The 23883-nt window shown below is 37.7% G+C and carries 27 protein-coding genes and 1 pseudogene; 17 read left to right on the top strand and 11 right to left on the bottom strand.

Annotated elements, in window-relative coordinates:
- The first annotated feature begins 9 nt into the window (after window positions 1-9).
- Both BTO08_RS18115 and BTO08_RS18110 read left to right on the top strand, forming a co-directional pair.
- Window positions 10-402, top strand: coding sequence for a DUF2750 domain-containing protein (locus BTO08_RS18115; RefSeq protein ID WP_005365846.1), 393 nt, complete (start codon window positions 10-12; stop codon window positions 400-402).
- Window positions 403-469: 67 nt separating this feature from the next.
- Complete coding sequence (locus BTO08_RS18110; protein ID WP_005365848.1) at window positions 470-823, top strand: HopJ type III effector protein; 354 nt, start codon at window positions 470-472, stop codon at window positions 821-823.
- An 83-nt stretch (window positions 824-906) separates the two neighbouring features.
- On the opposite strand, the gene BTO08_RS18105 is transcribed toward BTO08_RS18110, so the two are convergent.
- Window positions 907-1239 carry a hypothetical protein gene (locus tag BTO08_RS18105; protein WP_045128749.1) on the bottom strand — a complete coding sequence of 111 codons (333 nt, stop codon included), beginning with the start codon at window positions 1237-1239 and terminating at the stop codon, window positions 907-909.
- A gap of 279 nt (window positions 1240-1518) precedes the next feature.
- Between BTO08_RS18105 and BTO08_RS18100 the strand changes: the two genes are divergently transcribed.
- From BTO08_RS18100 to BTO08_RS18090, 3 genes are all read left to right on the top strand, one after another.
- Complete coding sequence (locus BTO08_RS18100; protein WP_105061998.1) at window positions 1519-2301, top strand: phosphoribosylglycinamide formyltransferase; 783 nt, start codon at window positions 1519-1521, stop codon at window positions 2299-2301.
- 212 nt (window positions 2302-2513) lie between these two features.
- Window positions 2514-3302, top strand: a complete 789-nt coding sequence (locus BTO08_RS18095) for a phosphoribosylglycinamide formyltransferase (RefSeq protein ID WP_105061997.1) — start codon at window positions 2514-2516, stop codon at window positions 3300-3302.
- Between the two features lie 290 nt (window positions 3303-3592).
- A complete protein-coding gene (locus BTO08_RS18090; RefSeq protein ID WP_105061996.1) occupies window positions 3593-4069 on the top strand; it encodes a DM13 domain-containing protein in 477 nt (158 codons plus the stop codon).
- Window positions 4070-4242: 173 nt separating this feature from the next.
- On the opposite strand, the gene BTO08_RS18085 is transcribed toward BTO08_RS18090, so the two are convergent.
- A complete protein-coding gene (locus tag BTO08_RS18085; RefSeq protein WP_105061995.1) occupies window positions 4243-4884 on the bottom strand; it encodes a LysE family translocator in 642 nt (213 codons plus the stop codon).
- Window positions 4885-5032: 148 nt separating this feature from the next.
- Between BTO08_RS18085 and BTO08_RS18080 the strand changes: the two genes are divergently transcribed.
- On the top strand, window positions 5033-5308 hold the full coding sequence (locus tag BTO08_RS18080; protein WP_105061994.1) for a nitrogenase-stabilizing/protective protein NifW: 276 nt from the start codon (window positions 5033-5035) through the stop codon (window positions 5306-5308).
- Window positions 5309-5414: 106 nt separating this feature from the next.
- Here BTO08_RS18080 and ykgO read toward each other — a convergent pair whose 3' ends face one another.
- On the bottom strand, window positions 5415-5558 hold the full coding sequence (ykgO, locus tag BTO08_RS18075; protein ID WP_005365863.1) for a type B 50S ribosomal protein L36: 144 nt from the start codon (window positions 5556-5558) through the stop codon (window positions 5415-5417).
- A 2-nt stretch (window positions 5559-5560) separates the two neighbouring features.
- Window positions 5561-5818 carry a type B 50S ribosomal protein L31 gene (locus BTO08_RS18070; protein WP_006644960.1) on the bottom strand — a complete coding sequence of 86 codons (258 nt, stop codon included), beginning with the start codon at window positions 5816-5818 and terminating at the stop codon, window positions 5561-5563.
- A 159-nt stretch (window positions 5819-5977) separates the two neighbouring features.
- On the opposite strand from BTO08_RS18070, the gene BTO08_RS18065 reads away from it, so the two are divergent.
- The 5 genes and pseudogenes from BTO08_RS18065 to BTO08_RS18045 form a co-directional block, all read left to right on the top strand.
- Entirely contained in the window at window positions 5978-6361 is a 384-nt protein-coding gene (locus tag BTO08_RS18065; RefSeq protein WP_005365867.1) for a hypothetical protein, read from the top strand.
- An 11-nt stretch (window positions 6362-6372) separates the two neighbouring features.
- Window positions 6373-7755 carry a class II fumarate hydratase gene (locus BTO08_RS18060; protein ID WP_105061993.1) on the top strand — a complete coding sequence of 461 codons (1383 nt, stop codon included), beginning with the start codon at window positions 6373-6375 and terminating at the stop codon, window positions 7753-7755.
- 489 nt (window positions 7756-8244) lie between these two features.
- Window positions 8245-8628, top strand: a complete 384-nt coding sequence (locus BTO08_RS18055; protein WP_242446296.1) for a fumarate hydratase — start codon at window positions 8245-8247, stop codon at window positions 8626-8628.
- A gap of 270 nt (window positions 8629-8898) precedes the next feature.
- Window positions 8899-9477, top strand: a complete 579-nt coding sequence (locus BTO08_RS18050) for a DJ-1/PfpI family protein (protein ID WP_105061991.1) — start codon at window positions 8899-8901, stop codon at window positions 9475-9477.
- Window positions 9478-9489: 12 nt separating this feature from the next.
- A pseudogene (locus BTO08_RS18045) lies at window positions 9490-10176 on the top strand (DNA alkylation repair protein); the annotation flags it as partial.
- Window positions 10177-10178: 2 nt separating this feature from the next.
- On the opposite strand, the gene BTO08_RS18040 reads toward BTO08_RS18045, so the two are convergent.
- Genes BTO08_RS18040 through BTO08_RS18030 form a run of 3 tightly spaced genes read right to left on the bottom strand, consistent with a single transcriptional unit; the run spans window position 10179 to window position 12127 of the window.
- Window positions 10179-10661 carry a rod shape-determining protein gene (locus tag BTO08_RS18040; protein ID WP_105061989.1) on the bottom strand — a complete coding sequence of 161 codons (483 nt, stop codon included), beginning with the start codon at window positions 10659-10661 and terminating at the stop codon, window positions 10179-10181.
- A gap of 27 nt (window positions 10662-10688) precedes the next feature.
- A complete protein-coding gene (locus tag BTO08_RS18035; protein ID WP_105061988.1) occupies window positions 10689-11276 on the bottom strand; it encodes a hypothetical protein in 588 nt (195 codons plus the stop codon).
- Window positions 11276-12127 carry a DMT family transporter gene (locus BTO08_RS18030; protein ID WP_105061987.1) on the bottom strand — a complete coding sequence of 284 codons (852 nt, stop codon included), beginning with the start codon at window positions 12125-12127 and terminating at the stop codon, window positions 11276-11278. The genes BTO08_RS18035 and BTO08_RS18030 overlap by 1 nt, the downstream gene beginning before the upstream one ends.
- A gap of 559 nt (window positions 12128-12686) precedes the next feature.
- Between BTO08_RS18030 and BTO08_RS18020 the strand changes: the two genes are divergently transcribed.
- On the top strand, window positions 12687-12935 hold the full coding sequence (locus BTO08_RS18020) for a hypothetical protein (protein ID WP_105061985.1): 249 nt from the start codon (window positions 12687-12689) through the stop codon (window positions 12933-12935).
- A gap of 232 nt (window positions 12936-13167) precedes the next feature.
- On the opposite strand, the gene BTO08_RS18015 is transcribed toward BTO08_RS18020, so the two are convergent.
- The 3 genes from BTO08_RS18015 to BTO08_RS18005 form a co-directional block, all read right to left on the bottom strand.
- Window positions 13168-14604, bottom strand: a complete 1437-nt coding sequence (locus BTO08_RS18015; RefSeq protein ID WP_105061984.1) for a glyceraldehyde-3-phosphate dehydrogenase — start codon at window positions 14602-14604, stop codon at window positions 13168-13170.
- Between the two features lie 349 nt (window positions 14605-14953).
- Complete coding sequence (locus BTO08_RS18010) at window positions 14954-16192, bottom strand: cysteine desulfurase-like protein (RefSeq protein ID WP_105061983.1); 1239 nt, start codon at window positions 16190-16192, stop codon at window positions 14954-14956.
- Window positions 16170-16808 carry a 2OG-Fe dioxygenase family protein gene (locus BTO08_RS18005; protein WP_005365892.1) on the bottom strand — a complete coding sequence of 213 codons (639 nt, stop codon included), beginning with the start codon at window positions 16806-16808 and terminating at the stop codon, window positions 16170-16172. The genes BTO08_RS18010 and BTO08_RS18005 overlap by 23 nt, the downstream gene beginning before the upstream one ends.
- Before the next feature lie 578 nt (window positions 16809-17386).
- On the opposite strand from BTO08_RS18005, the gene BTO08_RS18000 reads away from it, so the two are divergent.
- From BTO08_RS18000 to BTO08_RS17980, 5 genes are read left to right on the top strand one after another with little or no spacing between them, the layout of a single operon-like run.
- Entirely contained in the window at window positions 17387-18517 is a 1131-nt protein-coding gene (locus tag BTO08_RS18000) for an efflux RND transporter periplasmic adaptor subunit (protein WP_105061982.1), read from the top strand.
- Window positions 18517-19791 carry a TolC family protein gene (locus BTO08_RS17995; protein ID WP_105061981.1) on the top strand — a complete coding sequence of 425 codons (1275 nt, stop codon included), beginning with the start codon at window positions 18517-18519 and terminating at the stop codon, window positions 19789-19791. Before BTO08_RS18000 ends, BTO08_RS17995 begins: the two co-directional genes overlap by 1 nt.
- Window positions 19788-21002, top strand: a complete 1215-nt coding sequence (locus BTO08_RS17990) for an ABC transporter permease (protein WP_105061980.1) — start codon at window positions 19788-19790, stop codon at window positions 21000-21002. The genes BTO08_RS17995 and BTO08_RS17990 overlap by 4 nt, the downstream gene beginning before the upstream one ends.
- Window positions 21003-21004: 2 nt before the next feature.
- Entirely contained in the window at window positions 21005-22279 is a 1275-nt protein-coding gene (locus BTO08_RS17985) for an ABC transporter permease (protein WP_105061979.1), read from the top strand.
- A gap of 1 nt (window position 22280) precedes the next feature.
- Window positions 22281-23027, top strand: coding sequence for an ABC transporter ATP-binding protein (locus BTO08_RS17980; protein ID WP_105061978.1), 747 nt, complete (start codon window positions 22281-22283; stop codon window positions 23025-23027).
- A 66-nt stretch (window positions 23028-23093) separates the two neighbouring features.
- Here BTO08_RS17980 and BTO08_RS17975 read toward each other — a convergent pair whose 3' ends face one another.
- Window positions 23094-23483 carry a hypothetical protein gene (locus tag BTO08_RS17975; RefSeq protein ID WP_105061977.1) on the bottom strand — a complete coding sequence of 130 codons (390 nt, stop codon included), beginning with the start codon at window positions 23481-23483 and terminating at the stop codon, window positions 23094-23096.
- Between the last annotated feature and the right edge of the window lie 400 nt (window positions 23484-23883).

The following is a 23883-nucleotide window of genomic DNA, read 5'->3' as shown; positions in this document are numbered from 1 at the left end:
AATACACCCATGTCTACGCCATTAGATGCAACAGCAATTGAAACAATCCAAGGTTTTGATGCCGAAAAGCGTTACAAGCATTTAGTTAAAGAAGTTGTCGCTAACCGTGAAATTTGGATCCTTATCGATGAACACGGTTGTGTAATGCTTAATACCGATGATGAAGACTGTGTACCAGTATGGCCAAATAAAGAGTTTGCAGAAGCATGGGCGACTGGTGAATGGGATAATTGTAAAGCAGAAGCTATTTCATTAAATAAGTGGCATAGCCGTTGGACGCATGGCCTTGAAGATGACGAACTGGCTATCGTTGTATTCCCAATTCAAGATCAAGAAGGTTTAGTGATCTATCCTGACGAGCTAGATTACGAGCTAAAGAACCAAGCAAAAAAACAGCGTTAATCGCTGGACGAATTTACAATACTAAGGTCAGAATTATTCTGGCCTTTTTTATAGGAGAAAAACGTAAATGGACGCTCTACTTCAAACCATTAAACAAAATCCAACCACCGTTGAATTTTCCCATGTTATGGCAGTGATCACTGAACATTATGATTATCAAACCACGACATTTTACAATGGTTTAAAAGATGATACGTTAAAGAATGATGCAGGAACAAATGAAGGTTCATGTAAGATTTTTGCTTTTGCGCAATTAAATCAACTCTCAGAGCAAGAAACGCTAGCTTGTTTTGGTCAATATTACCGTCAAGATGTGTTAGAACATCCTGATAACAATGACCATCAAAATATTCGTCATTTTATTAAATACGGTTGGTCTGGCATTCAGTTTGATACATTCCCGTTAACGGCTAAAGCTTAATCACAAACAAGCCATCACGATAATTACTCTTTATCAACTTAGAGTAATACGATGATGGCTTGCTTAATATAATAATTGAAAAATTAGCTTAACGGCTTATTACAATGACTACATTTCTGCGGTGGCTTCATAAAAAATGGGGCGCGAGTTGCCTGTCCACAGCTATCACAAAACTTGGTAGAACGAATAGTCAGTAATGTTAATGGTACCAATAACACTAGAATCGCAACTAACCATACCGTTGGTGGCTGCATATAAATAATGAACCCGCCAATCACAACATTACTAAACACGGTATAAATTGGCCATAATTTACGCTTTTTTGCTACATCCTTACCACGTTGGAATATCATCACACTACCAACAACCAGTGCTACCCAAATAACGATAAAGCCAATTAATAGATTTTCCTGCATTACTTACTATCCCTACGATTAAACACTATAAAAACTCACATTGAACAAACTTTAAACAACAAAAGTAACTTATCACCCTCATTAGAAGCATAATTAACCTCCCAATAAGTATGGTTTTATGACCTTTCTCACAATGTTGGATTACCGTTAACAAATATACACATTTTTATTACCACTTTTAAAAATAAAGTATTATCTTTAGCGCCAGAACAGGACGTTCAGGAATAAACCACAGACTTAGCTGCCATTTGCTAGTGCGCTGTGCTAAAGGAGTAAAAAATGGTTATTCAAAATGTAGCTCGTACTCATCGTCTACTACCTTTTGCTATTAGCAATGAAAAAATTGCTGATGCTATGTTTCAAGATTCAACAAATAGTCATAATTTCAAGCGCATTGATCAAACGAGTGCATTATTTAATTCATCGCATTCTATCAAAGAGCTACAACAAATTCCTAGCTGGCGTCAGCACAATATTACACAGCCTTATAATCAGTTAGAAAAGTTATACCAACACGCATACCCAGCTCAACAAGAGCTAAATATACTGTTAGAAGCAGCAGCTCTTGTTAGTCATTCCCAGGCTTTTTTACCTGGAATAAAAAAACAAAAACGCGCTGAAACAAAAATTGCTACAGAATTACGCGGTAAGGTAGATAAACTAACCGATGTTGTACGTGGCAGTGTTGTCGCAACAAATATTAGCGATTTAGTGAAAGCATATAACTACTTAGCTCAATATGGCGATATCGTTAGAGTGAAAAATCGTTTTGATACCCCAGCGGTATCAGGCTATCGCGATATCAAAGTCTTAGTTCGATTAAGCAACAGTGGACTTATCGCTGAAATTCAACTGCACCTTGAAGCCATTGCAGAAATAAAAAATGGTGAAGAGCATGATATCTATGAAGCGATTCAAAAAATCGAACGTATTTCGATAATTAAACGTCGACCGTTAGACGATATTGAAAAGATGCAAATCAAACGCTTGCAGAATAAGTCCCAAGCACTATATGCAAAAGCGTGGCAAACTTATACTCAGCAGTTCAATCTAGCCAGCTAATAAAACAACATACAATAATGTGATCAAAGCCGCATTCTTATGCGGCTTTTTTGTCGTTTTATGAATATTGACACAGAGTTTACCTCCCATTCAGGCTATATTGTTAACATCAGATCAGAAAGAAAAAACAAGCACCGACAAACTACACAGCACTTTTAGATATCCTTTTTGTGTGTTTGATATTGAAAGACAATATCGTTGGGAGTTGCTTAATGGATGTAAAATCTGTTCTACGTACAAGCTTTATTCTGTTCTGTATGCTTAGCCGTTCGGTGGTTGCAGCACCCGCTGTTGCGCCTGCATACACAATCTCTGACCAACCTTCACCAACACGTTTATCTCAAGCAAGCCGTAAGTCATTTCAACGTGATTTAAGTGGTTTATATAGCATTAAATCTTGGAAAAATAACAACATTGCACAACCTTATGATGACTTTGTTACCCTGTACCAAGCATCAACTCAAGCACAAGTTGAATTAGCAAACCTTATGCGTAGCATTAGCCTAGTTTCATCAACTGAAGCCTTAGTACCAGCAGTTAAATCAATGGCACGCGCACAACATAAAATTGAAACAGAGCTAAATGGTCAACCCAATAAAATTACAGATATCGCGCGTGCTTCTCTCGTTGCTAACGATGTATCATCTTTAGTGCAATCTTTTGAGCTACTAAGCAAAGAAGCGACCATTGTGGGTGTTAAAAACCGCTTTAAAAAACCAACAGCTTCTGGTTACCGTGATTTGAATGTATTAGTTGAGTTACCACAAAGTAAAATCATTGCCGAAGTACAACTTCACTTAAAAGATATTTCTGATGTGAAAAATGGTAAAGAGCATGATATTTACGAACAAATTCAGAAAATTGAACGTTTAGCTCTGCATCAAAAACGCCCCCTGACAGAGTTTGAAGAGAAGAAAATTAAAAAACTACGTCAAGAATCATTACATTTATACCAAACCGCTTGGCAGCAATACTTACAACCAAACAGCGTTGCCGTTTAATTCACTTTCTATTCACTTCAACGCCCTACTCACTAGGGCGTTTTTATATTTGTCACTTGAATCGCAGATTTTTAATCATTCAAAAGCGCTACCTTTAAAAACAAACAGCAACACATAACTCTATGTGTGTAATTTGTCATTGGTTAACCGATAACAATAAGTAAAGCCCGTAGTGAGTGATCGTTACGGGATTTTTGTATATTTATTAGAAATAAAGCATTAAGAATTTGAATTTATAACTTTTTTAAGCAATACCTATATAAACCTATTGTTTCAACGCAGGTAGACTTATGACTATCAAAAAGACAATTACACTTCTTATCACTCACTTACTTGCCGGTGCATTCGGTGTTGCCCTAGGGATCTATTTACTGCCTATTTTGACTGCGCCAACGGCACCAACACAATCTGAAGTCTCTCGCATTTCGAAGCAAGCCCAGTATTCTGGTGAGTTCACAAAAGGATTAGCTGGTAGCGACTTTCTCCATTGGGGCGAAGGTAAAGTTTCAATCTCACCAACAAAAATAACCTTAATGGGAAAACTCGCACCAGGGCCTGATTATAAACTATACCTATCACCTAAATTTGTAGAAACCGAAACAGAATTTAACCAAGAAAAAGCCAATATGGTGTTGGTAGGAAACGTGAAAACCTTTGATAATTTCGTTGTCAATGTGCCTCAGAACATTAATATCACTGAATACGATACAGTGATCGTGTGGTGTGAATCTTTTGGTCAATTTATTACTTCAGCTAAATATCAATAAGATTGAACACAGCTACACTTTAGACGCGAATAACCTCTTATGGGTTGAATACAATAGCCTTAATATCCCCCGCTCCAAGTATTATTTTTAGCTAACACTTGCTGAGCTTTTATTTTTAATACGAACAAAAAAGCGATCGTTAGATCGCTTTTTACTATCAATAAATCATAAGATTAATTAGAGCTAGATAAAGCAACCTTCGCGCCTAATGCCATTAACACCACACCCATGACTTTTTCAATATACTGCTGAGCTGATAAGAAAGCATTTTTAATGTAACTGCGGTTTAAGAAAATTGCGACCAGAGAAAACCAAACAAAACAGGTAAATGACACAATCGCACCATAGGTAATTTGAATAGCGATAGGTGTCGACGCACTAACTAACTGAGTGAATAAACTCAAGAAGAATAACGTTGCTTTAGGGTTTAACATATTGTTTAAAAAACCCATTTTAAAAGCTGCAATAGCACTAACATCCTGCTTTTTAAGATCACTATTCTCTAATGTTGTCTTCGCTGTGCTTTTTAGACTTTTATAACCAATATAAAGCAGATAGGCCGCACCAAGGTATTTAACAATAGAAAAGAGAACAATAGATTGAGAAAGCAATACGCCAATCCCTGCTAAGGTATAAAAGATATGTACCCAAATCGCAGCAGCAACACCTAATGCAGTGAGAATACCAGAACGCGTTGAATGAACGAGACTATTTCTAACCACAATCAGAAAGTCAGGTCCCGGTGTAATAATGGTTAAAACCGTAATAGTAACAACGGCTATTAATTCTGTTAGGTAGGTCGTAAATAATTCCATTTCAGTCTCCTTTTCTTTTCACTCTCCACAATAGTTAAAAACAATTAAAAAACAAACAATTTATTAACAACCTAATATACAGATCAAAATCAAAATACCTTACTTACCTTTGTGCTACCTTGCGCTTTCAATAAATAGAGACAACACCATGACCAAACCAGATATTCTCATAACCATTAAAGACTTCACTGCTATAGAGCAGGCACTTGATTACTTTGAGATTAGCTACGACAGCCAATTTATCAATGCCAATCGTGAAGCGTTAGTAAAGCGCTTTGGTGGTTATTTGATCATGGAAAAGCCTGATGATTGGTTTTCAGGCCGCCGAGCATTGAAAAATGCCTACTGTCGTGTACAACGTTCATTATTAGATAAATCAACAAGACAAGCTTGTCGCGGGTGTACCAGTTGTCAACGTCGATAATAAACAAAAAGCCCATCACGTTTGTAATGGGCTTAATATGCAATATATTATTTTAATATGATGATGATACCTAGCCGGTTGGGATTCATCCTTCACTATTGCTATCTTACTTTTTCTTCTTTACCTTGCCTTGTACTGCTTTAAATCTTGGATTTGATTTACAAATAACATAAAGGCGACCACGACGTTTAACTACTTGGCAATCCTTACTACGCTTCTTTGCACTTTTTAATGAGCTTAATACCTGCATTGTTATTCCCCTTTTAGCCCTGTCATCGCAAACTGTTTATTAAATCGAGCAACACGTCCATCACGTTTAGTCATCTTCTGCTTACCGGTGTAAAACGGGTGAGAATGCATAGAAACATCTAACGTAACATAAGGATATGTTTCTCCATCTAGTTCAACTGTTCTTGACGTTTGTATTGTTGAACCAACCATTATGTACTTGTCTGCACCAGTGTCATGAAATGCCACCGTTCGATATTCTGGATGTATACCTTCTTTCATTTTTACTCTCCCTTGCTGCTTTATTGTTATGTTATAACATAACAACAATCAAGGTCAACATAGATGATAATAATTATCAGTAGCAATAAAAACTTGAAATAATTTTCAAAACAATCAATGATAATGATTATCAATAAGATCTATATCGAGATGCGGATAATGACTGAAACCACTTTTTTATACCAATCATTTTATAAAGCAGAAGATCTCTTTCTTATTCATCAAAATGAGAATGGGTTAGAACATGATCTTGTTGCTAATTACATTCAATCAAGTTTAAGCCTCGCGACTTGGTATAGAAAAGAATCTGATTTTGCGAATCCATTATTAGAAGAACTTTTTCTTCGCCGCCTCTTTTACAACCTTTTGAATACCATTAATGACGCAACAAAATGCCCAATACTTCGTAGGATCTGTTTAAACCAAATCCATGAGCCTCTAATTGCGCTAAAACATTATTACAATCAATCAAGAACGGGCCATAAACACTTTTTATTACTACAAAAAGATCTTAAAGAAATCCAATACCTCAATGATCTATAAAGGAAAGATTAATGACTACATACCGCATAGAAACAGACAGTATGGGTGATGTACAAGTACCTGAAGCAGCACTCTATCAAGCGCAAACCCAACGAGCTGTTGATAACTTTCCAATCAGTGCGTTAACCATGCCAGCGACATTCATTCAAGCATTAGCATTCATCAAACAAGCAGCCGCAAAAGCAAATGCCGAATTAGCACTATTAGAAACAGACATTGCCGATGCAATTATCTCTGCCTGCCAAGAAATCATTGATGGACAACATTTAACACAATTTCCAGTTGATGTATTCCAAACGGGATCAGGAACAAGCTCTAACATGAATGCCAATGAAGTGATTGCAACACTGGCATCACGAAAACTAGGCGAAATAGTGAACCCAAATGACCACGTCAATATGGGGCAAAGTAGTAATGATGTTATTCCAACCGCTATCGCCATTAGCGCATCGCTTGCTACTGAACAAGAACTTATTCCAGCATTACAGTATTTAAGCCAAGCCATTGAGTCAAAAGCACAGACACTTGAAAATGTAGTTAAAACAGGGCGTACACACTTAATGGATGCTATGCCAATCACGTTGGCACAGGAGCTCCGTGGCTGGAAATATCAAATAGATGCAGCATCAAGTGGAATACAACAAACACTGCCGCAAGTAAAAGCCTTAGCACAAGGCGGTACAGCGGTCGGAACAGGCATCAATGCAGCACCGGACTTTTCTGGTTTATTTGCTAAACATCTCTCTGCGACAACGAAATCATCTTTCAAACCTAGTGACAATTTCTTTTATAACATGTCTAGCCAAGATGCGATTGTTAGCCTCTCAGGACAGCTAAAAACAGCGGCTGTAGCAATAATGAAGATCGCCAACGATCTACGATGGATGAATTCTGGCCCACTTGCAGGACTAGGAGAAATAGAACTCCAAGCTTTACAACCAGGTTCATCTATCATGCCTGGTAAAGTTAACCCTGTTATTCCTGAATCTGCAGCCATGGTAGCAGCACAAGTGATTGGTAACGATTCGACAATCACAATTGCTGGTCAATCTGGCAATTTTCAATTGAATGTTATGCTTCCCGTCATTGCTCTAAATATTAGTCAGAGTATTGAGCTACTCACAAACACTTCAGTTCAACTCGCTAACAAAGCAATATTAAGCTTTAACGTTCGTGAAGATAACTTACAAACGGCACTCGCGAAAAACCCTATTCTGGTTACGGCACTGAATCCAGTTATTGGTTATTTGAAAGCAGCTGAAATTGCTAAAAAAGCTTACAAAGAACAACGTGCAATTATTGATGTAGCAGAAGAAGAAACAGATCTTAGCCGTGAAGAGCTGCAAAAATTACTTGATCCTGCAAAATTAACCCAAGGCGGTATTGCTAAATAATATTAGAATAAGTGTAATTAAGTATTTTTTATTGATTTAATTCACTAAATAAAGTTTTCAAATACCATATACCCGTTATTTAAAATACATCTTTAAATAACGGGTAATCTTTTTTTAAATTCCATCATAGATAATTCATTAACAACCTTGCTTAACTGCACGTTTTCTCAATGAAAAATCGTGAACATAGATTCAAACTAATTAGGGAGCTAACACAAAGGACTAACTTATCTAAAAAGGACAAGAAAAATTGAAGGAATACGTTGATGAGGAATAACTATGATGAGAAATCAAAACACCTCCTGTTTTAATTTTATGCAACATTTTAAAATTCATCATAATCAAACTAAAAAGCACCGTAAAAGATAAACTTAAAAATTATTCTGAATAACCAATGTACCAGTCATTAAATTTTCAACCTGATATTGCAAATTTAACCATGATTAGGGGTATCACAAATTTTCTCTTTAGTTAGAATATCGAAATATTATGGCTGATTATCCTGCCATTACTGGGCTTTCCTCTTTTTACGTCATCATTCAGGAATGTACATTCATGAACCAACCAGCAGACACTATTGCTAGAACTGAGCAAGATAATTCAACGAATGATATGCAACCTGCACAGTTTAATATTGCACGCATCTTTAGTATTGTTCTTAATGTGGTATTAATACTCGCACAAATTAAGTTATTAAAAACTCATGACGTTACCATAAAAACTTACGGGCTTTTCATTCTATGTAACGTCAGCATTTTATTTAGTATCTTTGCACCTCGTTTAACAAGTTTTAAATTAAAACAAATTCTCAAATACGCTTATATGCCAACGGTTATTGCTGTATTTATTTTTATTGGTCAAGTCACTAACTAAATACAGATTTATCCCCCGGATGAAGTGTTAAAAATAATGATTAAGATTATGATAACACTTCATTAATTATTCTAATTAATATGCCCCAATACTTCTTTACAAATACCCCCTTAATAACAGAGTCATTCATTGCTTTATTAAAACATTCAAAAATGTATCACTCATCACAATCTTCTCTCTTACCTCCAGTAATGTTGCGCGATATGATAGCCCTACTAAACGTTATATCTGTTCCTTTCTCATTTAAGTTCATTCATGCATGGAGCAAAAATGAATATAGGTATTTATATTTACGAGAATGCGGAAGTTCTCGACTTTTCTGGGCCTTTTGAAGTTTTTAGTACCGCTAAGCGCTTACATGCAAAAGATTGGAATATATTCCTCATTGCTGAAACGTCTGATCCAGTGACAGCACGAGGTGGCTTCCAAGTACTACCACATTACAGCTTCAACGATCACCCGCATATAGATGTTCTCATCGTTGTCGGTGGTATTCACACTGAAGAAATGAATAAAACAGAAGTATTAGCATGGATAAAGCATATTGATACAACAGCAACACACGTTGTTTCTGTTTGCACTGGCGTCTTTTTACTCGCACAAGCCCAATTGCTTAGCCATTTGTTTGTCACAACCCACTGGGAGGACATCCCAATTTTAATCGAAACCTTCCCTGAACTAAATGTCATAGATAACAAGAGATGGGTTTGTGATGGAAAATATATAACATCCGGAGGTATATCAGCAGGGATAGATATGAGCTTATACCTCGTATCAAAATTACACAGCTTAGTGCTTGCAGAACAAGTGGCACATCAAATGGAATACCATTGGCAACAATATCCTTAAAAATGATTTACATTAAATGCCAACAAGCAGGACGCCATGACGATCATATCAACCGTTAAAAATGCCCTTTCAGAAATAGGCTATCCCGCCAAAGCGATTAAAACCAGTCAGGTTCGGGCCCTTTCTGCTGCACTTTTTAAACAATTAGAAATCCAAGATATCGATTCAACTTTATCAGTGTGTGAAACATTGCTAAAACAGCGTGATTGGGCTTGTAGTATTATTGCTTACGATTGGGCATTTAAAATGAAGAAGCAATATACTCCTGAAACCTTTACAACCTTCCAACATTGGTTATTTACTTACGTAACTGACTGGAACGATTGTGATGATTTTTGTACCCATGCTTTTGGTGAATTGCTACTGAAGTATAAATCACTATTTCCTAAAATTTTGCCATGGGTAAACCATGATAACTTTGCTGTTCGCCGCGCTACGGCAGTGATCCTGATTTATCCAATGAACAAAAAGGACTACAGCGACTTATTCCCATTAACCGTGGCGAATTTACTCCAGAATGATGAGCACTACTTGGTGCAAAAAGGATACGGTTGGATGCTAAAAGTACTGTCTAAACACGAACCTGAAACTGTGATTGAATATTTAACTCAGCACCACAGTACGATGACACGAATGGCTTTTCGCTACGCGCTAGAAAAACTGGATAAAACCACGCAACAAAAATTAATGGCACTGTAAGACTACGAGCTCAATTGTTTTTTAAACGCTACATAAGAGGTTTTCTGAGCATTAATGCGAGCCTGGTTATGATGTACTAAGACCTCCCTTGCTCCAGCTCCCATCGCCAGTTCTTTTAACACCCGCTCTTCAATATCAGTAAGACCACCGTCTACTTTTTCCAATTGATGCATCACAATACGTGGGCTTAACACAAACTTGTTGTGACCTAATACTTCACGGACAGCATATTGCAGCACCTTTTCTGCGCAAGAAAAATCACCGACAAACGAGCGTTTATGATCAAACGGATTAAGCACTGTAATATTTGAACCTGATAAATATTTTGCTTTATCACCAACGGCTAATACATTATTTTTCGTATCTTCAATCGCAATATAGGGAGATAAATCCACCCTTTCACTCGTTCCAAATACCTGAACAGATAACTGTTTAGATCTCAGCTCAATCAACAAATCGCGTTTTAACTTTTGTAAGAATGACATTGCCTTACTCTATCCTTATCAAAACTACTAAAAGTGATGCTTAATTGGAGTGACTAATTCAGGTTTCGTCACGACCATCGCATAATAGCCAAAACTGAGATCCGTTTTTCTCCCCACTAAAATAACGCGATCATTCAATGATAATTTACTCGCGACTTCAGAGGGAATATCACAAATACTATTATTCATAAATTGTGTAAACTCTTCAGGCTTAATACACCAATCCATGCTTCTATCTTGTGAAAGATCTTTAATGACAACATTTTGATACGCAATATTGATAGGAAAAGCAATAATTACACTAGGGATCACTTTTATATAAAACATGTAAATAAAGAGCGGTGTTATAGTAAAGAAAATGAATGCTGGCGCAATACTGAATATTTTATTTCCTTTCCTTGTTATACGTGTAAATGCGATTTCTCTAAAGGTATCATTCGTTACGAGAAAATAAAAAAACAGTAACCAAAGAATGATACAGGAGCATATTGTCATCATTAACAACATCTTATGAGCATCTGCATACACCAATGTAGACGGCGCCAAAATCAGAAATAATAACCCACTAAAAATAAGAAATACGTAATAACCCAATGATGCGAATAACGACAACATTAACTATTCACCATTTCTTTTCTAGGTGAACTCACATTCATTAAATTACCCACCAGCATAAAACTGGCACCTAAGAAAAGAGTCCAATCAATCCCTTCCTCATAAACATAAAACCCTACAATCGCGATTAAAGGTAAGCGTAAAAAGTCCATCATAACCACTAAGGTTACATCGGCAGATTGCATTGCTTTGGTCATACAGAAATGGGCTAATAGTGCTGAAACAGACACTAAAACAATCCAACCCCACGCAAAGATATTGGGTGATTGCCAACCTTGGTAAGCTAGTATTAACCCAAACGGAAGTTGTACTAAACACATGAAAAATAGAATAGTTAATGGCTTATCTGAAGTAGAAAGTGATTTAGTTGAAGCATGAGATACGGCATAACACATCGCCGCCCCTAGTACGATTAGCGAAGCACTATTAATGATTTTAATACCGGGCTGAACAATGATAAGTACGCCAATGAAACCCAGCACTAAGGAAAACAAACGCTTTGAGGTAAAGCGTTCGTTTAAGAACAACGTGGCAATAATTGCAGTCCAAATAGGTACGGTAAACTCAATCGCAAAAACTTCTGCCAAGGGTAATAATGTTAACCCTAATAACCAGCCATATTGACCGGCAAAGTGGAATACATTGCGAAATACGTGTAACCGCAAGCGTTGCGTCTGAAATAAATGTTTATCTCGATAATATAAGATAATAGCACTAATAATGCCTAATCCAATTATACTACGCAGTGCCATTAACTGAGCAGTGGTGATATCACCAGATAACTCTCTTGCACCAATAGCTATTAAACAAAACGAGCAAAGTGCACCCATCATCCATAATATTGACAGCATCACTGCTAACCCTTTTTGAATACTTGTGATATTAATGATTTAAAGTCTAAACCAAGTCCATAAACCCATACCAGATTTAAATAATATCCATCAATTATAAAGCAATATAAAGTTCTTTAATTCATGTGGTTTATTATTAAAGGCTCTAATTTTTCAACAACAGATGGAGCTCTATTAATATTCAGTTCAAACCAACCATCAGTTCCCATCTGATATAACTGACTTATCTTTAGCACTTTACATTTTTTATTGTAAGTGCCTATAACGTTAAATATTCCAAAATCAGTGTTTATTCGACTTATATTAAATTTTTGCATTAATTCAACTTAATAATAAATTGCCCATCTTATAACTTATTATCTTGTCTTTCTTTTCGAATACAAATAAAGGCGATGTACGACACATCTTCGTGTAACAAAAAAATCTTTATCATTTACGTATAGACAATTATGCAATAGCAAAAGGTATGTTTGCATAACTCAATAAAGACAGAAGAAATAATCGAGAATATGCTTATTCGAATGCTTAAATATTGATGTTAAAGGGATGAGGTGATGTGATGAAAAAAGCGCTTAAAATAAATACTGTCTATATCAATATGGAAACGATTGTTGCATTTGATCTTGACTATAAAATTGATGGTAATCGTGCTTTGTACCTAATGACCAATAGCAATGAGCTTCCTTTTCTTGAAATTGAAGTCGCAGAAGATGGGCAGGCAGAATCTACCGACTATCAAGCACAAAAAGTAACGAATCGAGAATATAATCGGATCAAAAGTGAACTGATGGCTTACATGGGGTTATAAATCATCATAAGCAATTCTTTATGTGAGATACGCAGCGCTTTATTCATCCTGTTTTTATCAATAAAGCGTTGCTTCTCAATTCTCTTTATCTATCTTCTATCAAATAAAAGCCACTCAGAACTATGCTGAGTAGTACTAAGTGGCAATCCTCTTCATAAAAACAGGCAAGTGAAACCATTATATTTTCACTGGTACCTTTATTATTTTAAGAACGGTTTAAGAAAACTATTCATTAAACGTAAGGATAGGTTTTATAACGTACTCCCATCATCTGCTCCATGCAATGAACAACCTGGCAGCTATAACCAAACTCATTGTCATACCAAATATACAAAATGGCACGATTGTCTTGTGCGATGGTCGCAACACCATCAACAACTCCCGGATAACGCGAGCCAACTAAATCTGTAGATACCACTTCTGTCGAGTCAGTAAAATCAATTTGTGCAGACAACCTTGAAGAGAGCGCTATTTCTCGTAAATAAGCGTTCAACGCTTCTTTATCGGTACACTGCTCTAATTGAAGATTCATTACAGCCATTGATACATTTGGAGTTGGCACACGAATAGCGTTACCTGTTAGTTTCCCTGCCATTTCAGGCATGGCTTTTGCGACTGCTTTAGCAGCACCTGTTGATGTCAGTACCATGTTCAATGAAGCTGCACGGCCACGACGATCTCCAGTATGGAAATTATCTATGAGATTTTGGTCATTAGTAAATGAATGTACTGTTTCAATATGACCAAACAATACACCAAACTTATCATGTACTGCCTTTAATACAGGAGTAATCGCATTAGTCGTGCAACTTGCAGCAGAAATTATCGTATCTTCACGGTCAATAACGTCTTCATTAACACCAAATACAACGTTCTTTATTTCTCCTTTCCCTGGCGCAGTCAACAGCACCTTTTTAGTACCTTTACAGGTAAGATGTTGGCTAAGCCCTTCCGTATCTCGCCACACACCAGTATTATCAACAACTAAGGCGTCCTTAATACCGAAAGTGGAATAATCTACATCTTGCGGTTTATTGGCATAGATCACTTGAATATAGTTACCGTTCACAATGATGGCTTTACGTTCATGATCGACAACAATACTGCCATTAAACTGGCCATGCACAGAGTCTCGGCGTAGTAAACTTGCGCGTTTTTCCAAGTCACCCTCTTTTCCACCTCGTACCACAATAGCACGTAATCTTAATGGATATCCGGGACCACTCTTATCAACTAATAATCGAGTTAATAAACGACCTATACGACCAAAACCATACAGCACCACATCACGAGGTTCTGTCATTGGATCATCTTCAAGTGAACTTTTCAGTGCTGTTTGCAAGAAATCATCTAGCCCATGTGTATCTTCATTACTATCCCAAAATGTATGTGCGAGGCGCCCGACATCAATACGACAAGGTGATAAATCCATATTAATAAGATGATGAATAATTGGTTGAGTTTGTTCAACTGTGAGTGAACAACCAATATATCGCTTTGCAACACGGTGAGCTTTGATAATATCGATTGTTGTCGCATTAACTAAGGTTTTGCCAAAGAGTATAACTTCAACACCTTTTTGACGGTACAGCTGACCTAAAACTGGAGCAATGGATTCGGCATAAGTTTGACTAGTTTGCCATTCTAGGAAGTGCTTTTCAGGGCTCATTTTTTCTCAGGACCTTTTCACGTTAAGTTTCTGCTTTCATGGCGATTGTAGGGTAGCCACTTAGCATTAAGAGTGCATTTCAAGCTGTAGTTTTTATGACTGAGTGTTATGTTCAGCTAGCAAAAATAAGCGTTACGCATGTTTGATAACGAGTAAAATAATGAAGTACTTAAATAGTGATATATGGCGTTAATAAGGCAGTGACACATTAAAAATGGGAATGTTTCATCACCCCCATTTTTAACGTATTTGGTTTACGGAAAATTGAATCGTAGCCAAATCAAGTATGAACAACACGAAGACATTACCAATTGAAAAGTAAGGTCTCTTATTAAAGATTACTCAATCGTTAAAGTATCTGATCAAGGGCAATGAAAAATCGTTCGATTTCTTCTTCAGTGTTATAATGCATTAATCCGACACGTAAGATCCCACCCTTTTCTGTTATTTTAAGCGCATCTGTCAACATATCTGCGTAAAGATGACCACTCCAGGTGTAAATCTCCTGCTCTCCTAAGTGAGCAGCTACCTCTGCTGGGTTCAATTCACCAAAGCGCAGTGCAAACGTTGCTGTTCTATTATCAATACTAGGCTCGCCGAACAATTCAATTGAAGGGTAGTCTTTCAAGCGCGTCAGGAACTTGCTTACGAGAAAACTCTCGTAATTGCCAATGTTCTCATAACCACTCTCTAATTGTTCTCGTAAACACTTTCCGTGCCCTAAAGACGCTAAGTAATCAATTGTCGACGAGAATGCCGATAACGCCTCAAAATTTAACGTTCCTGTTTCCCAGCAATTCGGTGAGTATGAAGGGGCTGGCTCTACCTTATAAGGAGAGTAATACTCTAAGGCCTGTTGGCGGCCGTACAATACACCAAGGTGAGGACCGAAGAACTTGTACGCAGAACCTGCAACAAAGTCAGCGCCTAAAGAAGTAACATTGATGATTTTATGAGGCAAAAGGTGCACTGCATCAATATAAACGACGCTGCCATTGGCTTTACCAAGTCGTGTTATTTTTTCAATATCGACTAACGTACCCGATAGATTACTCGCTGCAGTCACAGCAACAAGTCGGGTTTTATCATTAAGTAAGCCTTCAAACGCTTTAAGGTCAAGTTGGCAAGTGTTATCCAAGATAGGAATATAATGAACTTTTACCCCTTTATCTTTTGCTGCCATAGCCCATGATGAGCGATTTGAACCATGATCTGCTGTACTCAGTATGATCTCATCGCCCTCTTTCCAATCGTTACTTATCGCACGGCTAAAATGGAAAGTCATCGAGGTCATGTTGGCCCCAAATATAATTTCTTCTTTTTTTTCTGCACCGAAAAGTGCTGCCGCTTTCTCACGACAAGTATCAACAAGCTCTACCGTTTTACGACTGACAGAAAAATGACCACCAAGGTTAGTATTACCTTGCTTAAGATAATTACCATAACTCTCTATAACACTAAGCGGTTGCTGTGCGCCTCCGGGACCATCAAAATAGATAGCTTGACGACCATCAACCTGACAATTTAACGCTGGAAATTGTTTACGTAACTGATCTACATGTTGACTAAGCGGTAAAGACGAAGACATCTCTTACTCCTTTTTGCCCTTCAATATTGGATAATGTTTCAGATATGTAATGATAAAAGCGTTCGTCATTGAGTATTACGAATTGATTTTCTTCAAGCACTGTATTCATATGTGGATGCTGCTCTACTGGAGAAGCAAAGATTTGCGTATATCCACCTGAGATGTTTTTTCTTTGAACACAGAAAATACCAACATATCGGAAGCCATCTTGATGTATTCCTTCTGGCGCAGGTGCACTTGCAGCATCATGGTCGCAAGTAACACGAATTTGGTGAACATCCACAACTGAGTGATCATCTATAGCCCCGGTACTTTCCATAAATGATTTCAGAAGATGCTGGAATTCAACGGTATTTACCATGTCTTGTGACATATCAGAAAAGTCACGTTCAACGTCACCGAGCACCCGATTAACTTGAGATGACTGTTTAAATTTTGAATGAGGCAGTTTAATGATGTTTCCATTTTCAGACTGAAAACGCGCGTAAGCACGAAATCGATGATCGCTGTTGATGTACTTATCAGGGGGGAGTTGGTCAAAGAATGGGGCAACTCTCGCTGCTACTTTTGACGGTACTTGGAAAGCTTCGATTAAGAATTTATTTTCTATCTTCATTAAACATCCTTATCCCTATTCGTGTTAACAAGTCGTTAATTAGCGTTATAATATATTGCTAAAACGTTTAATTTCAATCAAACAAGCCAGAAAAAACGTAAATTCCAAAATCCAAATCTAATAGATAAGCAAACATAAGGATCATTCCGATCATTAAGTTAATATTGGTCATTTAATCTATTAATTATCGAAAAGAAAGAAGGAAGGTGTAGTTTTTCATGCTGTTTAAAGTAGTTTCAATTTTGAAATCTTAAAGTAGCTTCTCTCAGAAAATATCCACTCATTAATTTGGAAGGCATAACCCCTCCCGTAAAATAAATATAGAACTAGGCAAAATATAGCCACTTGATAGGAAGGGTAACGCTTATTTATTCATATTGCTCCTATAGAAAAATGCCAATGTTTACTTTACTGCTTAATAAGTATTTCCTTTTTATTGTTCTAAAAATAACTTGACAGTTAAATAACACTTTTAATTTATATGTATTTAAAATTTAATCATTGAAATTATGAATTCTGCTATTCATAGTTGTCTTACTTAGATTCCTTTTTTCGATTTACACCGTTAGAGTATTACTATGAAAAAACGCTGGATTGTCGTTGCAACCCTAAGTGCTATTGCTGCCTTAGGTATTTATGCAGTTAAAGCTCCCTCTTCTGATGAACACCATTTCACCATGCTGACTGCTAAAAATGCAACTATTGAGAAACAAGCCATTGCGGTAGGACAAATCATGCCGGCTCAAGCGGTAAAGATTAAATCTCAAATAGAAGGGATAGTAGATAAAATTTATGTCAATCTAGGCGATAAAGTAGAGGCGGGCTCTCCCGTTATAAAGCTTCGTCCAAACCCTACTCCACAAGATCTCACACGTGTTAATGCTGACTTATTAAAAAGCAAAGCCGATTTAGAATCAGCCAAAATAAAATTGGCGAATTTAAAACGTTTAGCGGCACAAAAAATTATTCCAGCTAATTTCGATGCCTATATTCAAGCACAAGCGGATGTGAAATCGAGAACCGCTGAGTTAAAACAAAAACAACAAGAATCTGATCTAATGAGTAAAGGCGAATCAGATGCAGGTTCCACCAAACTCACCTCTATTATTTATGCGCCGATTAACGGTACGGTATTAGATGTCAAAGTCGATGTCGGTGAACCGATCACTTCAACGGAATCAAACCAAGCAGCGACAGAAATTATGACTATGGCTGATATGAAAAATATCATCTTTAAAGGTTCGGTGAGTGAACATGATGCAGCCCAACTAACAGAGGGGATGCCTGTTGAATTAACCCTTGCGCCTTATCCTGATCTAAAAATTGCAGGAAAACTCACTAAAGTTGCGGTGCAATCAGAAAAGCTAAACAACGATAGTAATAACAACCAGCAAGCGCAGAGCTTTGACAACGGTTTTGCAGTTGAAGTCAGTGACATTAAATTTCCTAAAGATATTACTTTACGCTCAGGCTTTACGGCTACTGCACATATCACATTAAAAAAAGCGACAGACGTAATGACGGTACCTGAACGCGCTCTGCATTTTAAAGGTAATGATCCTTTTGTACTTATCGCCGATGACTCAACGAAAGGCTTTAAAGAGGTTCCCGTGAAACTAGGCTTATCAGACGGTATTAATGTTGAAGTCCTATCAGGTATTGAACCAAAACAAAGCATCATCGATGCCAGCATGGTCGAGGGCTTATAATGACAGCTATATGGCGTAACACACTGTTGAGTCTTTCACTGGGTATGGTATGCACTCAAAGCTTCGCATTAACGATTGATCAAGCATGGGAGGCTGCAAAGCAAACAAGTCCTGATTACCGTATTAAACAGCTTAAAGAAAGTCAGAGTCAATACGGTGTATCACTAAGCAAAAGTGCATTACTTCCTAGCCTTCAAGGGAGTGCAACAACGGGCTGGACTAAAGATGGTGGCAACAGTAATGGCTACAATATTTCACTTAATCAATCGATTTGGAATAGTCAAAACTGGGCTGCATTGGATCAATCACAAGTAGATGTAGTTATTGCAAAAATCGCGATTACGCAAGCGAAAAACACACTGGCAGAAGAGCTTATCCAAGCTTATTTCGCTTTAGCACAAGCTCAGCGTTCGCTTTCCATTGCAGAGCAACAACGTAAAGACAGTCAACAACTTCTCTCACTGACAGAACAGCGCTACAAATCCGGTTTGATCATGTCAACAGGAATTGACGATGCTAAAGCGCATGTCATTGGTACTGAGACCACTGTATTACAACGACAATCAGATCTCGTTGAAAAACAGTCTGAACTCGCTATCGTGATCAACCAAACGCCTGATCGTGTCAATGAAATCGACAGCCAAAATCTTCACCAACCAGCACTAGCAGTCAATGATGAAAAAGCATGGTTAAACAAAGCAAAAGATAACAGCCCTGAATTATTGATTGCGAAACAAAATGTAAAACGTCAACAACTCGCGGTAGATCAAGCACAAGCAGGATACTACCCTACTGTTAACGGCTCCGTTGGCTACAGTAATAACTTTGACAATAATAGCGAAGGGATGAGTGCAAACCTTGGTGTTTCAGTGCCGATTGATCTTAATGGCGCGATTAAAACCAAAGTTTCACAATCTAAGCTCGAATTACAAATAGCTAAACAGCAATTAAGAAAAGTCGAACTTAATCTCGAAAATAATGTGAAGACACGTTTTAACCAACTTGATCTGGATTGGAAACGCGTTGAAATGGGCGTAGAAAAAGTCAAATCCGATGAAAAAGCACTTAAAACTAAAGAAATTTTATTTAATTCTGGAGCTGATGGTACAACAGCATTAGACGTTATCAACGTTCAAGATACGGTATATCGAAGTAAAGAAGACTTACAGCAACTTCTCTATCAATACTGGTTAAACCGAATTGAATTGCTAAAGCTAACAGGCCAACTCAATGACCAAACAATTACACAGCTTTCTCAGGCCTTAATGCCATGATCACACTGCTTAGCCAAACCGTTCAAACACTGCTTACCCATAGGTTGAGAAGTGCATTGGCCATTATTGCGATAGTCTGGGGTATTGTTTCAGTTTTAGTCTTAGTCGCATTAGGCGAAGGGTTTTATCGTGAAAACTTAAAATCTTTTTCTATGCTGATGAGCGATACACAGAAAGTCTCTTTTGCACAAACTAGCAAACCGTGGCAAGGATACCCTGCGAGAAGAAAGATCACGACAACGGAAAAGCAACTAAGTGTGTTGTCTGAGGTGCCTCAAATAAAACAAGTCTCTATTTTATATTCGAATGCCAAAGCACAAGTCACAGATATTGACGGCACTCAATTAAAAGGAAATGTTTTTGGTATTGATAATCACTTCCTGGCGCTTAATAACACGCGTTTAGTACTAGGCTCTCGTAAAATATCACCGAGTGATTTAGCCAACCATACTCGTGTTGCCATTATAGGCTGGCGTCTCGCTAAACGCGGAAACATTCGTTTGAACGACAACATCAACATCAATGGTGTGCCATTTCAAGTGATCGGTATTTCAAAAAAGACAGAAAGTAGTGGGCTTACCCGAATTAAACGTGCCGCCTTAATTCCAAGTACAACATTTAATGACTTATGGCTAAGTAACCCTACCGATCTGTTAGTGCAACCAGCGAAAGGTATTTCAGGCATGGCATTACGTACAGCAATGCAGAGCTTTTTCGCTAAACAGTACCAATTTGATCCTAAAGACAAACAAGCTATACGAATGCCTGATTACAGTCGCTTTGCCGATTTCTACACCAGTCTGTTACGAGGTATCCAGCTATTTTTAGGCGCTAGCGGTGCAATGACACTCGCGGTAGGTGCATTAGGTGTTGCTAATATCATGTTTTTATCTGTAGCAGAAAGAACCCGCGAAATAGGCGTAAGGCTTGCCATTGGTGCGACTCCTACTCATATTTTGATGCAGTTTATGGTCGAAGGTGCTGTATTGGTGACAGTGGGAACTCTCACCGGTATTGCCGTTTCTGCCATCATCATTCAATGCTTAAATCTTCTCTCATTACCCGATTGGCTCGGTCACCCAGTAATGACGTCAACATCTATCGTTTTAACACTCATGATCACAGCAGTACTTGCCTTATTAGCTGCATTTTTCCCTGCGCGTAGGGCTGCACACTTAACGCCAGTGATAGCATTAAGTGCGAGGGCCTAACAATGTTTCCTGTTAAACAAATTTTCCATGAAATGTCAGCCGAGAAACTTCGCTTAAGTCTTACTATTCTTGCCATTGTTTGGTCGACAGTCTGCATTAGTACCATGCTCGCAGCTGGTGAAGGTTTACGCCAAGGGTTAATTCGCAGTTCGACAAGTGGAAACGGTAATCTCATTTATGTATCAACCGGTGTCGCATCCATTAATTATGGTAATTTTTACAAAGGAAAATCACTTGATTTAGCCATTGAAGATCAAAAGCTTATTAAAGCATTACCGACAGTAAAAATGGTTTCAGCAACCGCAACATGGGAAGAAAGTGCGCATTATAAAGATCGCCAAGCCTTTATGTTCCCGCTTGCGGTTGAAAACAATTATAAAAAACTCAATGATTTAACATTAACGGCCGGTAGCCGCTGGTTTAACCCTCTTGATACAAAAGAACAGCGAAAAGTCGCTATTTTAGGGAAAACAACAGCAGCGCTATTATTTAACAAAGCTGCGTTTAGCTGGGATAAAGACGTAAAACTCGACAGCGATCCTGTTGGTAAACAATTTAAAATTGGTGATGAAGATTTCACCGTAATTGGTGTACTAAAAGATGATCGTAACATTGAGTCGGGGTCTTCCTCTGAATACAGCATATTGGTGCCGCTGGCGACATGGCAACGCTTTTATCCCAATTCTCCAATCCAAGGTATTAATGTAGAGCCTCAACCCAACGCCAACCGTGAACAATTGGCCAAAACTATACGGCAAGTAATTGCACGAAAGTACAACGCTGATATTGCTGATGAACAGTTAATTCAAACGGATGACATGTTGCTACAGCAAGAAACCATGCGTTCATTTTTACTCGGGCTACAGAGTTTCTTAGGCATTATTGGCTTTGTAACATTAGGCGTTGCGGGAATAGGTATTGCAAATGTCATGTACGCCAGTGTAAAACGCGCAACACGTGATATTGGGGTTCGGATGGCAGTAGGAGCAACACCTAGCCATATTCGTTTACATTATATTGTGCAAGCTATGATGACGATGGCTATGGGTGGTTTTATCGGGTTATTAATGACGCTTGGTCTTGTCAGCATCATTGACGCAATCCCTATTTCAGATTCGGGTTTTTACGCTCGCTTGGGCAGCCCTAAACCTGAGTTGTCACTGTCCGTTATGTTAATCGTAATTTCTGCATTAATTCTGGTTGGTATACTTGCAGCTTGGTTTCCTGCCAATAAAGCGGCAAGTATTACGCCATTAGAGGCATTACAAAGTGAATAAAATGACAAAAACATTGGGTACCTCCCCAGCACACACAGCTTTAGTTGAGCTTAATCATATTTGTAAGTTCTATGGCGAAGAAAATAATTTAGTTAAAGCATTAGATAATGTCTCTCTCACTATTCATTCTGGTGAGTTTTTATCAATACTTGGTCCTTCAGGCTCTGGTAAATCTACCCTGATGAACATGCTGGGTTGTTTAGATAAGCCGACATCTGGCGAATATTTGCTGGATAATAACGATGTATCATCAATGACAAGCCACCAACTTGCAAAAATCAGAAACCACAAAATTGGTTTTGTTTTTCAAAGTTTTAACTTATTAGAATATGCCACTGCATTAGATAATGTTGCGCTACCTCTCGTGTACAGAGGCGTAAAAACAAAAGAACGTCGAGCAAAAGCGGCAGATTTATTAGCCCAAGTAGGACTCGCCGATCGTATTCATCATAAACCGAATCAATTATCGGGTGGTCAAAAGCAGCGTGTGGCAATTGCGAGGGCTTTGGTTAACGATCCACAAATTATCCTTGCGGATGAACCAACAGGTGCATTGGACTCTAAATCAGGCGCAGAAATTGAAGCACTTTTTAATGACTTGCACCAACAAGGAAGAACCTTAATTGTCGTCACTCACGATGTCAGCCTAGCAGAAAGAACACCACGCATTATCACTATCAAAGATGGACAAATAATTTCTGATAAAAAGACAGGCTATAAACCGCCTTTAGCATCGGCAGTTATTTAATCTTAAATATCAAATAGCGGGCATTTTGCTCGCTATTTTATAATTTTCGTTCTAAACCGTATTTTCTTATTTTTCAATAGTACATTGATATTGATAATCACCATTTGTTTCACCTGAACTGTTTTGTACTGATTTCTTTAAACATTTAGCATTTTTAATAGAAAGCTGTTTTAGTTTTTTATTATCAATATCATCGAGACTAATGAAAGGCTGTAACGTATCCACTAACTGTTGGGCTAATTCTTCTTTAATCGTGCGTTGCTCTGTCACTTCTTTATAATCACACTGCATTTCGTGCTGATGAGTATCGCAATGTATATCATCAACAATAACCCACGCTTTACCCATGCCATGCTCTACATATACGATTTTCGCCAATACGTTAAACAAAGCCTGATCATTTGCCATTGCATGTGAACTAACTAGCAACCCCACCAGCAACAGAGTTTTTCTCATGTATCTTTCCTCTTTTAATGTGGGTTAACTTTAACACATCAAAAAAGCGAGACTTTACATCCAGTAAAATTTAACACTACTCAAACATTTATCACTAAACTCACGTCCATTTTTGCTTACTTATTTGTAAGAGATCTCTTACAAACAATTAAGATAATCACGTTTTAATTTGAATATAGTGCCCATGCTTCTTTTATAACTCTTTGTTTATAAAATAATAAAAGTAACGCATTAAAATAATAAATAGATACAGAAAAGAGTAGTTTCCACTTCATACCTATATTCTATTCCTACTTTTACCTATTATTAATGGTGTCAGAGGGAACTGGCAACAGGAACAGGATTGGAACCAAGGACGTTGGTGATCTCAGGATGAGATGTGATGAACTAGGATGGTTTA

The organism is Photobacterium angustum, assembly GCF_002954615.1.
Classification (GTDB): Bacteria; Pseudomonadota; Gammaproteobacteria; order Enterobacterales; family Vibrionaceae; genus Photobacterium; species Photobacterium angustum_A.
Note: the sequence above shows the minus strand (reverse complement) of the source record. Positions and strands in the feature narration are given on the sequence as shown.

What these genes read in the sequence shown, in the direction of transcription:
- BTO08_RS18005 (WP_005365892.1), bottom strand. Translation starts at nt 16,808, where the DNA reads ATGAAGATAGAAAATAAATTCTTAATCGAAGCTTTCCAAGTACCGTCA.
- BTO08_RS18090 (WP_105061996.1), top strand. Translation starts at nt 3,593, where the DNA reads ATGACTATCAAAAAGACAATTACACTTCTTATCACTCACTTACTTGCC.
- ykgO (WP_005365863.1), bottom strand. Translation starts at nt 5,558, where the DNA reads ATGCAGGTATTAAGCTCATTAAAAAGTGCAAAGAAGCGTAGTAAGGAT.
- BTO08_RS18100 (WP_105061998.1), top strand. Translation starts at nt 1,519, where the DNA reads ATGGTTATTCAAAATGTAGCTCGTACTCATCGTCTACTACCTTTTGCT.
- BTO08_RS18115 (WP_005365846.1), top strand. Translation starts at nt 10, where the DNA reads ATGTCTACGCCATTAGATGCAACAGCAATTGAAACAATCCAAGGTTTT.
- BTO08_RS18095 (WP_105061997.1), top strand. Translation starts at nt 2,514, where the DNA reads ATGGATGTAAAATCTGTTCTACGTACAAGCTTTATTCTGTTCTGTATG.
- BTO08_RS17990 (WP_105061980.1), top strand. Translation starts at nt 19,788, where the DNA reads ATGATCACACTGCTTAGCCAAACCGTTCAAACACTGCTTACCCATAGG.
- BTO08_RS18010 (WP_105061983.1), bottom strand. Translation starts at nt 16,192, where the DNA reads ATGTCTTCGTCTTTACCGCTTAGTCAACATGTAGATCAGTTACGTAAA.
- BTO08_RS18000 (WP_105061982.1), top strand. Translation starts at nt 17,387, where the DNA reads ATGAAAAAACGCTGGATTGTCGTTGCAACCCTAAGTGCTATTGCTGCC.
- BTO08_RS18105 (WP_045128749.1), bottom strand. Translation starts at nt 1,239, where the DNA reads ATGCAGGAAAATCTATTAATTGGCTTTATCGTTATTTGGGTAGCACTG.
- BTO08_RS17995 (WP_105061981.1), top strand. Translation starts at nt 18,517, where the DNA reads ATGACAGCTATATGGCGTAACACACTGTTGAGTCTTTCACTGGGTATG.
- BTO08_RS17985 (WP_105061979.1), top strand. Translation starts at nt 21,005, where the DNA reads ATGTTTCCTGTTAAACAAATTTTCCATGAAATGTCAGCCGAGAAACTT.
- BTO08_RS18080 (WP_105061994.1), top strand. Translation starts at nt 5,033, where the DNA reads ATGACCAAACCAGATATTCTCATAACCATTAAAGACTTCACTGCTATA.
- BTO08_RS18030 (WP_105061987.1), bottom strand. Translation starts at nt 12,127, where the DNA reads ATGCTGTCAATATTATGGATGATGGGTGCACTTTGCTCGTTTTGTTTA.
- BTO08_RS18085 (WP_105061995.1), bottom strand. Translation starts at nt 4,884, where the DNA reads ATGGAATTATTTACGACCTACCTAACAGAATTAATAGCCGTTGTTACT.
- BTO08_RS18015 (WP_105061984.1), bottom strand. Translation starts at nt 14,604, where the DNA reads ATGAGCCCTGAAAAGCACTTCCTAGAATGGCAAACTAGTCAAACTTAT.
- BTO08_RS17975 (WP_105061977.1), bottom strand. Translation starts at nt 23,483, where the DNA reads ATGAGAAAAACTCTGTTGCTGGTGGGGTTGCTAGTTAGTTCACATGCA.
- BTO08_RS18050 (WP_105061991.1), top strand. Translation starts at nt 8,899, where the DNA reads ATGAATATAGGTATTTATATTTACGAGAATGCGGAAGTTCTCGACTTT.
- BTO08_RS18110 (WP_005365848.1), top strand. Translation starts at nt 470, where the DNA reads ATGGACGCTCTACTTCAAACCATTAAACAAAATCCAACCACCGTTGAA.
- BTO08_RS18065 (WP_005365867.1), top strand. Translation starts at nt 5,978, where the DNA reads ATGACTGAAACCACTTTTTTATACCAATCATTTTATAAAGCAGAAGAT.
- BTO08_RS18060 (WP_105061993.1), top strand. Translation starts at nt 6,373, where the DNA reads ATGACTACATACCGCATAGAAACAGACAGTATGGGTGATGTACAAGTA.
- BTO08_RS17980 (WP_105061978.1), top strand. Translation starts at nt 22,281, where the DNA reads ATGACAAAAACATTGGGTACCTCCCCAGCACACACAGCTTTAGTTGAG.
- BTO08_RS18035 (WP_105061988.1), bottom strand. Translation starts at nt 11,276, where the DNA reads ATGTTGTCGTTATTCGCATCATTGGGTTATTACGTATTTCTTATTTTT.
- BTO08_RS18040 (WP_105061989.1), bottom strand. Translation starts at nt 10,661, where the DNA reads ATGTCATTCTTACAAAAGTTAAAACGCGATTTGTTGATTGAGCTGAGA.
- BTO08_RS18020 (WP_105061985.1), top strand. Translation starts at nt 12,687, where the DNA reads ATGAAAAAAGCGCTTAAAATAAATACTGTCTATATCAATATGGAAACG.
- BTO08_RS18070 (WP_006644960.1), bottom strand. Translation starts at nt 5,818, where the DNA reads ATGAAAGAAGGTATACATCCAGAATATCGAACGGTGGCATTTCATGAC.
- BTO08_RS18055 (WP_242446296.1), top strand. Translation starts at nt 8,245, where the DNA reads ATGGCTGATTATCCTGCCATTACTGGGCTTTCCTCTTTTTACGTCATC.